The 13,779-nt window shown below is 62.8% G+C and carries 13 protein-coding genes; 6 read left to right on the forward strand and 7 right to left on the reverse strand.

Annotated features, from left to right (window positions below):
- Together ctaD and E3O11_RS13765 are read left to right on the forward strand one after the other, a co-directional pair.
- Entirely contained in the window at positions 1 to 1,731 is a 1,731-nt protein-coding gene (gene ctaD / locus E3O11_RS13760) for an aa3-type cytochrome oxidase subunit I (protein WP_092448624.1), read from the forward strand.
- Positions 1,732 to 2,154 carry a cytochrome c oxidase subunit 4 gene (locus E3O11_RS13765; RefSeq protein ID WP_092448623.1) on the forward strand — a complete coding sequence of 141 codons (423 nt, stop codon included), beginning with the start codon at positions 1,732 to 1,734 and terminating at the stop codon, positions 2,152 to 2,154.
- Positions 2,155 to 2,325: 171 nt separating this feature from the next.
- Here the strand turns inward: E3O11_RS13765 and E3O11_RS13770 are convergent, their stop codons facing one another.
- The 5 genes from E3O11_RS13770 to ctaE form a co-directional block, all read right to left on the reverse strand.
- Positions 2,326 to 3,165 (reverse strand): methyltransferase domain-containing protein, encoded by an 840-nt coding sequence (locus tag E3O11_RS13770; protein ID WP_092448622.1) that lies wholly within the window; start codon positions 3,163 to 3,165, stop codon positions 2,326 to 2,328.
- A 33-nt stretch (positions 3,166 to 3,198) separates the two neighbouring features.
- Entirely contained in the window at positions 3,199 to 4,875 is a 1,677-nt protein-coding gene (qcrB, locus tag E3O11_RS13775; RefSeq protein ID WP_092448621.1) for a cytochrome bc1 complex cytochrome b subunit, read from the reverse strand.
- Positions 4,872 to 5,945, reverse strand: a complete 1,074-nt coding sequence (gene qcrA / locus E3O11_RS13780) for a cytochrome bc1 complex Rieske iron-sulfur subunit (protein ID WP_092448620.1) — start codon at positions 5,943 to 5,945, stop codon at positions 4,872 to 4,874. Before qcrA ends, qcrB begins: the two co-directional genes overlap by 4 nt.
- Before the next feature lie 95 nt (positions 5,946 to 6,040).
- The gene (gene qcrC / locus E3O11_RS13785) at positions 6,041 to 6,856 is read right to left on the reverse strand and encodes a cytochrome bc1 complex diheme cytochrome c subunit (RefSeq protein ID WP_092448619.1); all 816 of its coding nucleotides are present in this window, start codon (positions 6,854 to 6,856) and stop codon (positions 6,041 to 6,043) included.
- 37 nt (positions 6,857 to 6,893) lie between these two features.
- Complete coding sequence (ctaE, locus tag E3O11_RS13790; RefSeq protein ID WP_241978832.1) at positions 6,894 to 7,523, reverse strand: aa3-type cytochrome oxidase subunit III; 630 nt, start codon at positions 7,521 to 7,523, stop codon at positions 6,894 to 6,896.
- 143 nt (positions 7,524 to 7,666) lie between these two features.
- Here ctaE and trpD point away from each other — a divergent pair, with 143 nt between their 5' ends.
- The gene (gene trpD / locus E3O11_RS13795) at positions 7,667 to 8,719 is read left to right on the forward strand and encodes an anthranilate phosphoribosyltransferase (RefSeq protein ID WP_092448618.1); all 1,053 of its coding nucleotides are present in this window, start codon (positions 7,667 to 7,669) and stop codon (positions 8,717 to 8,719) included.
- A 28-nt stretch (positions 8,720 to 8,747) separates the two neighbouring features.
- On the opposite strand, the gene glpK is transcribed toward trpD, so the two are convergent.
- Entirely contained in the window at positions 8,748 to 10,262 is a 1,515-nt protein-coding gene (gene glpK, locus E3O11_RS13800) for a glycerol kinase GlpK (RefSeq protein WP_092448617.1), read from the reverse strand.
- A gap of 93 nt (positions 10,263 to 10,355) precedes the next feature.
- On the reverse strand, positions 10,356 to 11,102 hold the full coding sequence (locus tag E3O11_RS13805; RefSeq protein ID WP_092448616.1) for an MIP/aquaporin family protein: 747 nt from the start codon (positions 11,100 to 11,102) through the stop codon (positions 10,356 to 10,358).
- Between the two features lie 238 nt (positions 11,103 to 11,340).
- Between E3O11_RS13805 and dhaK the strand changes: the two genes are divergently transcribed.
- Genes dhaK through dhaM form a run of 3 tightly spaced genes read left to right on the forward strand, consistent with a single transcriptional unit; the run spans position 11,341 to position 13,730 of the window.
- Positions 11,341 to 12,342, forward strand: a complete 1,002-nt coding sequence (gene dhaK, locus E3O11_RS13810; RefSeq protein ID WP_092448615.1) for a dihydroxyacetone kinase subunit DhaK — start codon at positions 11,341 to 11,343, stop codon at positions 12,340 to 12,342.
- A gap of 12 nt (positions 12,343 to 12,354) precedes the next feature.
- Positions 12,355 to 13,020: a dihydroxyacetone kinase subunit DhaL gene (gene dhaL, locus E3O11_RS13815; protein WP_092448614.1), complete on the forward strand. Its 666-nt coding sequence runs from the start codon at positions 12,355 to 12,357 to the stop codon at positions 13,018 to 13,020.
- Between the two features lie 2 nt (positions 13,021 to 13,022).
- Positions 13,023 to 13,730 (forward strand): dihydroxyacetone kinase phosphoryl donor subunit DhaM, encoded by a 708-nt coding sequence (gene dhaM, locus E3O11_RS13820; RefSeq protein ID WP_241994731.1) that lies wholly within the window; start codon positions 13,023 to 13,025, stop codon positions 13,728 to 13,730.
- The last annotated feature ends 49 nt before the right edge of the window (positions 13,731 to 13,779 follow it).

A 13,779-nucleotide genomic window follows, 5' to 3' on the forward strand; every position in this document is an offset into this window, starting at 1 on the left:
ATGAGCACGACCATCGCACCAGTCGAGTCACGTCCGGCACTGCCGGTCTCTCCGTCTGCGGAGCCCAAGGGAAATATCCTCGTTCGGTGGATCACCTCCACCGACCACAAAGTCATCGGGTACATGTACCTGATCACGTCGTTCATCTACTTCTGCCTCGGCGGCGTCATGGCACTCATCATTCGCGCCCAGCTGTTCGCCCCCGGACTCGACGTCGTGCAGACGAAGGAGCAGTACAACCAGCTGTTCACGATGCACGGCACAATCATGTTGCTGATGTTCGCGACACCGCTGTTCTTCGGATTCGCCAACTTCCTCGTTCCGCTGCAGATCGGCGCTCCCGACGTTGCGTTCCCGCGCCTCAACGCGCTCGCGTACTGGTTCTTCAACTTCGGCAGCCTCATCGCCGTTGCCGGGTTCCTGACCCCGCAGGGTGCTGCGTCCTTCGGATGGTTCGCCTACCAGCCGCTCGCCAGCACGACATTCTCACCGGGAATCGGCGGCAACCTGTGGATGGTCGGGCTGGGCCTGTCGGGCTTCGGTACCATTCTCGGCTCGGTCAACTTCATCACCACAATTATCACCATGCGCGCCCCTGGAATGACGATGTGGCGGATGCCCGTCTTCACTTGGAACACGCTCATCACGGCCCTGCTTGCCTTGATGGTGTTCCCGGTGCTTGCCGCAGCCATGCTCGCTGCCGCATCCGACCGGATCTTCGGCTCGCACATCTACGACTCGGCAAACGGTGGTGCCATACTCTGGCAACACTTGTTCTGGTTCTTTGGACACCCCGAGGTGTACATTATCGCCCTGCCGTTCTTCGGCATCGTGTCCGAAGTCTTTCCGGTGTTCAGCCGCAAGCCGATGTTCGGGTACAAGACGCTGATCTACGCGACCATCTCCATCGCCGCGCTGTCTATCTCGGTCTGGGCGCACCACATGTACGTCACCGGCTCGGTGCTGCTACCGTTCTTCTCGCTCATGACCATGCTCATCGCGGTCCCCACCGGGGTGAAAATCTTCAACTGGATCGGCACCATGTGGCGAGGGTCGCTGACCTTCGAGACGCCCATGATCTGGGCCATCGGCTTTCTCGTCACGTTCACCTTCGGTGGTCTCACCGGCGTGATTCTGGCCTCGCCGCCGCTCGACTTCCACGTATCCGACACCTACTTCGTCGTCGCCCACTTCCACTACGTGGTCTTCGGTACCGTCGTATTCGCCATGTTCAGCGGGTTCTACTTCTGGTGGCCCAAGTGGACCGGCAAGATGCTCAACGAGAGTCTCGGCAAGTGGCACTTCTGGTTGCTGTTCATCGGCTTCCACACCACATTCCTGATCCAGCACTGGCTCGGAGTTATGGGAATGCCGCGTCGGTACGCCACCTACTCGCCAGAGGATGGTTTCACCTGGATGAACCAGGTATCAACCATTGGCGCCATGATCCTCGCCGTGTCCATGATCCCGTTCTTCCTGAACGTGTACATCACGGCCCGCAAGGCGCCCCTGGTCACGGTCAACGACCCGTGGGGCTACGGCTCCTCGCTCGAGTGGGCTACGTCCTGCCCGCCGCCGCGACACAACTTCACCTCCATTCCCCGCATTCGGTCCGAACGCCCGGCCTTCGACCTCAACCACCCCGAAGCTGGCATCCCCGTCGGAATCGGACCCGGCAAGGATGCGCCCGATGCGCCCGTCTACGACATCGACTCGAATCAGGTGAAATAAGTGAAGACCAACGTCAACCTGCTCTGGGTGCTCACCGTCTTCTTCGGAATCGTCACGGTTGTGTACGTCGTCTGGGGCCTGCTCGATCCCTTCCACGGCCAGATTGAGTGGGCCGGAACGTTCATGCTTGGCCTGTCCACGCTGCTCACGGCCTTCGTCGCCTTCTACCTGGACAAGGTGCACGCCGCTCAGGGTGCGGAGCTTCCCGAGGACCGTCTCGATGGGAACGTCGACGACGGGGATCCCGAGATGGGCTTCTTCAGCCCGTGGAGCTGGTGGCCGATCTTCTTGGCCGCCGCCACGGCGCTCGTCTTCCTCGGTCTCGCGGTGGGTTTCTGGGTCTCCTTCATTGGACTCGGCCTGGGTCTGGTCTCCCTGACCGGATGGGTGTACGAGTACTACCGCGGCCTGTTCGCCCGCTAAGCACACAACACCAACCGATACCGATCTGCTGCTGCTGGCAGGTCGGTATCGTCGTTTAACGTTCGGCCACGCCGTGTCAGGGCAGGTGCATGTTTTGGTCAGGCTGTGACAGCGCCGGGCAGTCTCCGGGCCGGAGCGTACCAGCGCAGGAAATGTCCCGGTCGGGCTGTGTCAGCGCGGGTCCGTGGCGCGGCGCCGAAACCCGAAGATGTCGAATGCGATCGTCACGTCCTGCGCCGAAGCGGGGGCCGGCTCATGACCCGTCGGTGCAGCGTGGTGCGACGACGGTCCCATGCCGATGAGCGAGGCCACCTCGGCCACGCAGAGCGCTACGGTTTGTTCGAGGTGCTGGGCACTCTCCAGGGCGAACCAAGCCGCGAGGCTGGCTTCGAGGTGCGCGGCCTTGTCAGCCTGCATCTCCACGGCCAGGCCGGCCCGCCGGAGCTCTCGCAAATGCGTCGGTCGAGGGACCACCACGAGCAGCAGCCCGCCAGGTCGGAGAACGCGATGGAATTCCGCAGCATTGCGGGGCGCGAAAACGTTGAGGATGACATCGACCGACGCGCCCTGCACGGGCAGCGGGGACCAGACATCTGCTACCAGCCCGTCGATGCGGTCATGCGAGCGGATGGTTCGGCTCACCGCAGTGGGGGAGAGGTCCATGCCGAGCGCCCGGACGTCCTCGCCTAGGGGCAATGCCTCGCGCAGATAGTAGCCGGTACCGCAGCCTACGTCCAGAATACGTCGGGGATGCTCGGGGGAAATGACGGTGCGAATGGCGGCCTGGAGCGGCTTGTACCAGCCGGCTGCGAGGAAACTGTCGCGGGCATCGAGCATGGCTGCGCTGTCGCCGATGAACTTGGGCGGGCCGGTGAGGAGGTTGATGAAACCGCGCTTGTTGACGTCAAAGGAATGCCCCGTGCTGCATCCCAATCGGAGTGCGCCCGTCGGAGCGAGGGGCAGAAAGCAGTTCGGGCACCGAAGCCACTCCGATAACGTCTGGAGTGACATCGATGCCCGATCTGTGGTGGTGCCTGAAGAGCGCTACTTATCGGTGATCGCCGACTGGTGTTCCTGGTCGGTGATCGCTGAGGGGTGGTCGCCATGAGCGCGATTCAGCTCGGTCTGCGTGACCGGAGTGATCCGGTCTTCGAAGAACCAGCGGGACAGTCCGGCGCGAACTTTCTCGGCGGGGCCGATCTTGCCCTGGGCGTTGGGCCGAAGCATGAGTGGCTTGAAGTCGCTGTAACTCACCAGCTTCCAGCGCTCGTACTCATCGACCGGCTGGTGCACTTCGACGAACTCGCCGCCGGGCAGTCGAACGATGCGGCCTGACTCGTAGCCGTGCAGTACAATCTCGCGGTCCTTCTTCTGCAACGCGAGGCAGACGCGCTTGGCGATGAAGAAAGCCAGAATCGGTCCCAGCAACGTTGTGGCCTGGAGGGTGTGGATAACACCTTCCATGGTGAGGTGGAAATGCGTGGCCATGATGTCCGACGAGGCCGCCGCCCAGAGTGAGGCGTAGAACGTGACGCCGGCAGCACCGATAGCGGTGCGGGTCGGGGCGTTGCGCGGACGATCCAGTACGTGGTGCTCGCGCTTGTCCCCGGTGATCCAGGCTTCGATGAAGGGGTAGACCATGACGGTGACGATGAATAGTCCGACCACGGCCAGTACGACCACGATGTTGAGCGAGTAGGTGTGGTTCAGCCACACGACCTCCCACCCCGGGGGAATCAGGCGCATGGCGCCGTCAGCGAAACCGATATACCAGTCGGGTTGAGTACCGGCAGACACCGGTGACGGGTCATACGGACCATAATTCCAGATCGGGTTGATCGTGAATAGGGACGCGATCAACATGACGACGCCGAAGACGATGAAGAAGAACCCACCGGCCTTGGCAGCGTACACGGGGAGCACCGGATATCCGACCACATTCTGGTTGGTGTGTCCGGCCGCCGGGTACTGGGTGTGCTTGTGCACGACGACGAAGAGGAGGTGCATCGCGATCAACGCGACGATGATCGCCGGCAGCAACAGGATGTGCAGCGAGTACAGCCGTCCGACTATATCGGTGCCGGGGAATTCGCCGCCGAAGAGCAAGAAGGAGGTCCAGGTTCCGATAACCGGGATGCCCTTGACCAGACCGTCGATGATGCGCAGGCCGTTACCGGAGAGCAGGTCGTCAGGGAGGGAGTAGCCGGTGAATCCTTCAGCCATTGCGAGGATGAATAGGATGAACCCGATGACCCAGTTGAGCTCGCGCGGCTTGCGGAACGCACCGGTGAAGTAGATCCGCAGCATGTGCAGCCCGATGGCGGCGACAAACAGAAGAGCTGCCCAGTGGTGTACCTGGCGCATGAGCAGGCCGCCGCGAATGTCAAACGAAATGTCCATGGTCGACGACATCGCTACCGACATCGGGATGCCCTTGAGCGGCGCGTAGGAACCGTCATAGACGACCTCCGCCATGGAAGCCTGGAAGAAGAAGGTCAGGAAAGACCCGGACAGCAGGATGATAACGAAGCTGTAGAGCGCAACTTCGCCGAGGAGGAAGGACCAGTGGTCAGGGAAGATCTTGCGACCAAGTTCTTTGACCGCGCCAGAGATGCTTGTGCGCTCGTCGATGTAGTTGGCGGCCGTGGCGGTGAAGCCACCGGTCTTCTTCGCCCCGACGGTTTGATCCCCAGCAGATTCGCGGGTGTTTACGGTTGTCATGCTCGCTCCCAGAAACTCGGGCCGACTGGTTCAGTGAAATCGCTCTGCGCGATCAGGTAGCCCTCAGCGTCCACGGCAATCGGGAGCTGGGGTAGTGCCCGCTTCGCCGGTCCGAAGATGACCTTGCAGTGGTTCTCAACGTCGAACTGCGACTGGTGACACGGGCAAAGCAGGTGATGGGTGTGCTGTTCATACAGTGCCACCGGGCATCCTACGTGGGTGCAAATCTTTGAGTACGCCACGATGCCCTGGTAGGACCAGGTCTTGCGTTCCTCTGATTCTACCAGGTCCGCTGGGTCCATACGAATTAGGAGGACGGCTGCCTTGGCCTTTTCTTCCAGGCGACCATGCTCCATCTCGGACAGCCCTTCCGGTATGACGTGGAAGGACGATCCCAACGTGACATCCGAGGCCTTGATCGGTGTGCCGCTCGGGTCCATGGTCAGGCGGACACCCTTTTTCCACATGGTTTCGTTTAGAAGGTCGACGGGGTTCTGGTCCATCGGACCGAGCCCGCGGAACAAGACAACGGCAGGCAGCGGGAAGACGACGAGCGCGCCGATCAGGCTGTTACGAATGAGCGTGCGACGACCGAAGCCGGATTCTTCATTTGCCTGCTGAAATATCTCCACGGCGCGGGCCCGAACGGGTTCGGTTCCGCGAACCGGGTGGCGTTCGTCAACGCCTTCATGATCACTCATGAGGGCCTTGCCCCAGTGCACAGCACCGATACCGATGGCGAGTAACGCGAGGCTGAGCCCAAGACCGATGAACAGGTTGTTCAGGCGTACGGATCCCGGATCTTCCGGGACGATGGGAAAGGCCATGTAGGCGGCGATCGCGAAAACACTACCCACGATGGAAACGTAGAACAACGTGTAGACAGCGCGCTCCGCTTTGCGCTCTTCCTTGTGGTCAAGGTCGGTGATGCGCGGACGATGCGGTGGGAACCCCGGGTTGACCAGGGAATCCCGTGTGACGACGGCGGTGCTTGCGGCGATTGGAGCAAGCGAGTCGCCAGGCGAGTCGGCGGCGGTTACGTCCTCCGCGCCGTTATCGTCCTTGACCATTGTTCTCCTTTGTGGGCTGTGAAAATACTCTGCGCGCTCGTGCTGCGCGGCGTTCGGGTGAAACGGGGGAACTGGTCAAGACCGATTCCCGGTCATCAGTTGGATTTTGCGGTGATCCACACGGTCAGGGCCACGATTGCGCCCAGCCCGAAGATCCAGATGAAGAGGCCCTCAGCCACCGGCCCCAGGGAACCGAGTGCTAAGCCGCCCGGAGACGGGTTGTCCTCGACGTACTTGAGGTAGGTGATGATGTCGCGCTTATCTTCCGGCGTGATGTTCATGTCGTTGAAGACGGGCATGTTCTGCGGGCCGGTGATCATGGCCTCGTAGATGTGCTGCGCCGACACGTTCTCGATCGCGGGGGCGAACTTACCCTCGGTCAGGGCGCCGCCGGCGCCGGCCACGTTGTGGCACATCGCGCAGTTGATGCGGAACAGCTCTGCGCCGTTTGCCGCATCGCCAGCAGCAGCGTCGAGCAATTCAGCCGCCGGAATTGCGGGGCCGGGAGCCAGCGAAGCAACGTAGGCCGCGAGAGCTGCGATTTGCTCAGACGTGAACTGCACCGGCTTCTTCTGTGCCTGCGGGCCCTGCATCTGCATGGGCATCCGTCCGGTGCCGACCTGGAAGTCGACCGACGCTGCGCCGACTCCGATCAGGCTGGGGCCTTCTGTGGAACCCTGGGCGCTCAGTCCATGGCAGGTTGCACAGTTTGCGGCGAAGAGCTTTTCGCCCTCAGCGATGGTCTGCTGGGAGGAAGCATCTGTTGTCGCAACGGCGGTGCTGGTGCTGAAGGCCGCATAGGCACCTCCGGTGAACAGCAGTCCGATGGCGATGAGGGCAACGCTGGCGAGCGGGTGGCGACGTCCGGTTTTACTTGGTCGGTGTGCTCGAGTCTTTTTGATCGTGGTCATGCTGAAGTAGTCCGCTCCCGTTTCTCAGTAAGAACTTCTATTTAAGAACGTAGATGACCAGGAAGAGCCCGATCCAGACGACGTCGACGAAGTGCCAGTAGTACGAAACCACGATGGCGCTGGTGGCTTCCTTGTGTCCGAAGTTCTTGACCGCGAAACCGCGCCCAATAATCAGAAGGAAGGCGATCAGGCCCGCCGTCACGTGAATTCCGTGGAAGCCGGTCGTGATGTAGAAGGCTGAACCGTAGGCGTTGGAGGAGAGTGAGATTCCCTCGGACACCAGCGTGGCGTATTCGAACACCTGGCCGGTGACGAAGATCGCGCCGAGGGCGTAGGTGAGGAAGAACCACTCGACCATGCCCCACTCGCTCGGCTTCCAGCCGGTGGACCGGGCCTGCAGCCGCTCGGCGGCAAACACCCCGAACTGGCAGGTCACCGACGAAGACACCAACACGAGTGTGTTGATCAACGCAAAGGTGAAATTGTGTTTGTCCGCCTCGAAGAGCCAGAGCTCGGATGAGGTCGAACGAAGTGTGAAGTAGATGGCGAAGAGCCCCGCGAAGAACATCACTTCGCTGCCCAACCACACAATGGTGCCCACAGCCACGCTGTTAGGCCGGTTCACAACGGGCGCACTCGCCGTCTGAGTAATTGAGGTGCTGGTCACCCCTCTATTATGGCTGATATTCCCCCAAGTTTTTCTCAATCTGCCATGCAAGTGACCTTTTATGCCCGATGGAGTGGTTCTTTTCCCGGGTGGTTTCGTTGTGAATTCGGGCGAGTCGGGCCCGTTCTCCTAAGATCGAAAACATGCTCGAATCCCAGACTTGGCCAAAGATTTTAGATTCCCTCCTGTCCGGTCGGGACCTGAGCGTGGCAGACGCCGCATGGAGCATGGAACGGATCATGCTCGGCGAGGCCAGCCCCTCCCAACTCGGAGCCTTCCTGGTCGCTTTGCGGGCCAAGGGAGAGACCGTCGATGAGATCGTCGGTTTTCGGGATGCCGTGCTGGAGCATGCCATTGAACTCCCCGTCAATCCGATGGCGCTCGACATTGTCGGAACCGGCGGCGACCAGTTCGGCACGGTCAACATTTCGACCATGGCATCGATCGTCTGTGCGGCGGCCGGCGTGCCGGTTGTCAAACACGGAAACCGGGCAGCCAGCTCAGCTTCCGGGTCGTCAGACGTACTCGGTGAACTCGGCATTGACCTGTCGCGAGACGCCGCTCGGGTAGCGCAGGTCTTTGAGGAGACCGGAATTACCTTCGCTTTTGCGGCGGCCTTTCACCCGGGCTTTAGGCACGCAGCCCTCACCCGGAGCGAATTGGGCATCCCCACCGTGTTCAACTACCTCGGCCCCCTGTGCAATCCGGCCAGGCCGGAGGCATCCGCTGTCGGAGTGGCGAACCTGGATCGCGTTCCCCTCTTCGTCGGCGTGTTTCAGACCCGCGGTGCCACGGCCCTTGTCTTTCGCGGTGACGACGGGCTCGACGAGCTGACCACGACCGGGCACAGCCACATTTGGGAGGTCTCCCGCGGCCTCGTAACCGAACATGACATTGACCCGCGTGACCTCGGCATTAAGCGGGCGCAGATCGGCGACCTGGTTGGTGGCTCCCCACGGCACAACGCCGATGTCGTGCATTCCGTGCTGGCCGGCAATCAGGGACCGATTCGGGACATCGTGCTGCTCAACGCCGCAGCCGGACTCGTCGCCTTCGATCTCGCCAACGATCCCGCTCAGGTGCAGGTTGCGATTTTGGATCGTTTTCGCAGCAAGCTGGTCGTGGCCGCCGAAGCGATTGACTCCGGTGCGGCCACGGCCAAATTGTCCGCCTGGGTAGCGGCGACCCGGATCTGACCCCGGCCGCCGTATACTCGGTCGCCCGCTACAACACGTCCTCGTCGACCCAACCGAACGTCTTGGTGACGGCCTTCTTCCAGTTGCGCAGCTGACGGTTGCGTTCCTCGTCGTTCATCTGGGGCGTCCAGCGGCTGTCCTCCTGCCAGTTGGTGCGCAGCTCGTCGAGCCCACTCCAGAACCCGACGGCGAGGCCGGCCGCGTACGCAGCGCCCAGGGCGGTCGTCTCGGCGACGACGGGGCGCACCACGGGAACACCGAGAATATCGGCCTGGAACTGCATGAGGGTGTTGTTGGCGATCATGCCGCCGTCGACCTTGATCTCGGTCAGGGGGACACCGGAGTCGGCATTGACCGCGTCAATCACCTCCCGAGTCTGAAATGCTGTTGCCTCGAGCGCTGCCCGGGCGATGTGCCCTTTATTGACGAACCGGGTCAGGCCGACGAGCGCGCCGCGGGCATCGGCTCGCCAGTAAGGCGCGAACAGGCCGGAGAACGCCGGCACGAAATACGCACCGCCGTTGTCGTCGACCGTTTTGGCGAGATCCTCGATCTCGGCGGCGGAACTGATCATGCCGAGGTTGTCCCGCATCCACTGCACCAGGGAACCCGTGACCGCGATTGAGCCTTCCAGGGCATAGTGCGGTGCTGCATCGCCGAGCTTGTAGCCGAGCGTCGTGAGCAGCCCGTTCTTCGAGTGCACGATCTCGGTGCCGGTATTGAAGATCAGAAAGTTGCCGGTGCCGTAGGTGTTCTTCGCCTCGCCCTGGTCGAAGGCCGCCTGACCAAAGGTTGCGGCTTGCTGGTCGCCGAGGATGCCGGCAACGGGAACTTCCCGCAGCAGGCTCGAGGTGTGGGCTGTTCCGTAGACCTCCGATGAGGAACGAATCGACGGGAGCATCGACCGGGGCACGTCGAAGATGGCGAGGATCTCGTCGTCCCACTGCAGCGTTTCGAGGTCCATGAACAGGGTGCGACTCGCGTTGGTGACGTCGGTCGCGTGCACTCCGCCGTCGACACCGCCGGTGAGATTCCACAGTACCCAGGAGTCGGTGGTGCCGAACAGGAGGTCGCCGGCATCCGCTTTCGCGCGCGCGCCCTCGACGTTTTCGAGGATCCAGACGATCTTGGTGCCGGAAAAATAGGTGGCCAGCGGCAGGCCGACCTTCTGCTTGAAGCGCTCGACACCGCCGTCCGCGGCGAGGCGGTCGACAATGGGCTGGGTGCGGGTGTCCTGCCAGACGATGGCGTTGTACACCGGAATACCGGTGGTCTTGTCCCAGACGACGGCTGTCTCGCGCTGGTTGGTTATGCCGATGGCCTTGATATCGTGGCGGGTCAGATTGGCCTTGGACAGCGCCTGGCCAATAACCTCGCGGGTGTTGTCCCAGATTTCCTTCGGATCGTGCTCGACCCACCCGGCCTGCGGAAGAATCTGCTCGTGCTCCAGCTGCCCGGTCGAGACAATCGATCCGGCCTTGTCGAAGATGATGGCGCGCGAACTGGTGGTTCCCTGGTCGATCGCAAGAATGTAGTCAGTCATGGGTCAGTGTCCTCCTTGAAATTGGTGCGAGACGTGCGGGTGGCGGCACAAACGGGCCGATTCTCACGAAGGGAACCGGCCCGTGTGGGCCGGTTAAGAGACGAGAAGGGGAAGAAGTGCCGTTGCGGTCCAGCCGGCGAGCAGGCCGCCGATGACCGGTCCAACTACCGGAACCCAGGAGTAGGACCAATCAGAGCTGCCCTTGCCCTTGATAGGCAGGATGAAGTGGGCGATACGCGGTCCGAGGTCACGAGCCGGGTTGATGGCGTAGCCGGTGGGCCCGCCGAGTGAGGTGCCGATCACGATGACGAGAATGGCCACGGGAAGGGCTCCGAGCGCTGCGAGACCGCCGGACTCACCCTGACGACCGCCGCCGAAGGCGATGACGACGAAGACCAGCACGAAGGTGCCGATGATTTCGGTGACGAGGTTCCAACCGTACGAGCGGATGGCCGGCCCGGTGGAGAAGACACCGAGCTTGTTGGCCGGTTCGGGCTCGGCGTCGAAGTGCTGTTTGTAGGCCAGCCAGCACGCGACAGCGCCCAGGATGGCGCCGAGCATTTGGGCTCCGATGTAGGCGAGCACGGAGACGACGTTAACGGGAACACCCATGCCGAATTCCGTGGCGCCGTTGGCGACCAGTCCGAGGGTGACGGCGGGGTTCAGGTGCGCCCCCGAACGGTAGGCGACGGTGACACCGGCGAAGACCGCGAAGCCCCAACCGATGGTGACCATGAGAAACCCCCCGCCGAGGCCCTTGTTTTTGGCCAAGGCGACGTTGGCGACGACGCCCGTTCCGAGCAGAACCAGCATTGCGGTGCCCACGACCTCCGAGATCATTACAGCTCCGATATTGTCCACGAGAACCTTTCTGGTCAGGCCGGGGATGCCGAAGCTGCCCCTCTAAAGTGAGCGGATGGCATCAACATAGCGCGCGGTGTCATCGAGGGGAATAGGCTGTTCGAGTTGGCCTCGACCCTTTCCGTGCGTGATCGATGCGTGTAGGTTGATCGTGGGAAAATGCGCTTGGGGCGAAGCGTCCGATCAATCCGTGGCACCACCGAGTGAATGGCTGGTCATGAAGAAGCTCATCAACGATCCGAAGAACGTCGTCAACGAAGCCGTCGCCGGGTTCGAGACGGCGCACGCCGACATCGTGCGGGTCTCGCACGATCCTATTTTCATTGTGCGAGCGGATGCACCTGTGAAGGGCAAGGTCGGAATCGTCAGCGGTGGCGGCAGCGGACACGAACCGTTGCACGGCGGATTCGTCGGTTTCGGAATGCTCGACGCAGCCGTTCCTGGGCCGGTTTTCACGTCCCCAACACCTGACCCGATCCTGGCCGCAACGCAGGCGGTCGACGGCGGAGTGGGGGTGCTGCACATCGTGAAGAACTACACCGGGGACGTGCTGAATTTCGAGACCGCAGCCGATCTCGCATCCGCTGAAGGAATTGAGGTTCGCACGGTCATCATCAATGATGACGTCGCGGTGAAGGACTCGCTCTATACCGCGGGACGCCGCGGTGTGGCCGGAACGGTGCTGGTCGAGAAGATCACCGGGGCCGCTGCTGAACGCGGCGATGACCTGGCTGCTGTCGTTGCCGTGGCCGAAAAGGTCAATTCTCGGGTACGCACGATGGGGGTGGCGTTGACGCCGTGCGTGGTGCCGCACGCCGGCGAGCCGAGCTTCGTGCTCGCTGACGACGAGATCGAGATCGGCATCGGAATCCACGGTGAGCCCGGCCGGGAACGCATCAAGCTCGAGCCGGCCGATGCCATCGTCGACCGCCTGCTCATGCCCATTTTGGAGGACCTGCCGTTGGCCAGCGGCGACCAGGTGCTGCTGTTGGTCAACGGCATGGGCGGCACGCCGCTGGTGGAGCTATACATCGTGTTCCGGCGCGCGGTCGCAGTACTGCACGAGCGGGGCATCACTGTGTCGCGTTGCCTCGTGGGCAACTACACGACGAGCCTCGAAATGGCGGGGGCGTCGATTTCCGTGCTGCAGCTGGATGCAGAGTTGACCGCCCTCTGGGATGCACCGGTGCAGACGGCCGCGCTACGGTGGGGACGATAGAAGGAGGCGCCGATGAGCCCGGACGCAAGAACAAACTCGGACCTGGATACCGCCTGGACGGTGCGGTGGATTCGGCGCAGCGCAGAGGTGTTGGCCGCCGAGCGCGCCGCGTTGAACACGCTCGATCGTGACATCGGCGACGGCGATCACGGCGAAAACATGGATCGTGGTTTTCAGGCGGTCCTGCCCAAACTCGATGGTCTGGCTGACGATGCGACCCCGAGTACCGTACTCAAGTTACTCGCCACCACGCTCATCTCCACCGTCGGCGGAGCCGCCGGGCCACTGTACGGCACCGCGTTTCTGAAGGCCGCCGGCGCAACTGCTGCCGTGGGCACTCTCGACGGTATGGCGCTCGTCGCCCTCCTGACGGCGGCCAGGGACGGCATCGTCCTGCGCGGCAAAGCCGGGGCGGGGGACAAAACCATGATCGACGCCTGGAGCCCGGCCGTCGATGCGGCCCAGGCCGCGCAGTCGGCGGGCGGGAGCGCACCGGCCGTGCTGACAGCGGCAGCGGATGCCGCAGCGCGGGGCGCCCAGGACACCGAACCGCTCGTGGCGCGGAAGGGCCGAGCGAGCTACCTCGGTGAGCGCGCGATTGGTCACCGGGATCCGGGCGCACAGTCGACGGCGCTCCTGCTACGCGCCGCCGTCGACGCGACCCGGGTGACGGAGTGAGCGTGCCGGCATCCGCTGACCGGGTTGGCCTGGTTTTCGTCTCGCACAGCGCGAAGATCGCGGCGGGACTGGTTGAACTGGCCCGTCAGATGGCACCGACCGTGCGACTCGTCGCTGCCGGTGGCACCGACGAGGGCACAATCGGAACGAGCTTCGATATGATCACGACGGCACTGGCCGAGGCGGAGGGTGGCGCCGGTGTGGTGATTTTGTGCGATCTTGGCTCGGCCATTCTGACCGCGGAAATGGCCCGCGATTTTCTCGACCAGGCGAAGCAGGATCAGGTACAGATTGTGGATGCTCCGCTCGTCGAAGGTGGGGTTGCGGCGGCGGTCGCCGCGGAAATCGGGGGAGATCTCAAGGCCGTCGTGGCAGCCGCGCGCTATGCACTTCAGCCGGCCCACGCGGGCGAGCCTAGTGCCGATGCCGGGACCGCAGATCCAGGCGAGGCTGGGGAGATCTCCCGCACTGTGATCTTGGTGAACAGGGACGGTCTGCACGCTCGTCCGGCGGCGGAATTCGTGAGCCTCGCGAGCACCTTCGCGGTGCCCCTCACGGTGAACGGCACGGACGCGACGAGCCTGCTCAGCATTATGTCGCTCGGGCTGGCCCGGGGGAGTCGCGTGCATCTGGCCTCGACCGACCCCGCGGCCGGGCCCGCAATCAGCGCCCTCGCGGCCCTGCTGGAATCCGGATTCGGCGAGGCCTAGCTCGGCCTGCACGTTTCTCCTACCAGCTGCGCGCCTTTTTGTCCAATCG

Source organism: Cryobacterium levicorallinum, from assembly GCF_004402405.1.
Lineage (GTDB): Bacteria > Actinomycetota > Actinomycetes > Actinomycetales > Microbacteriaceae > Cryobacterium > Cryobacterium levicorallinum.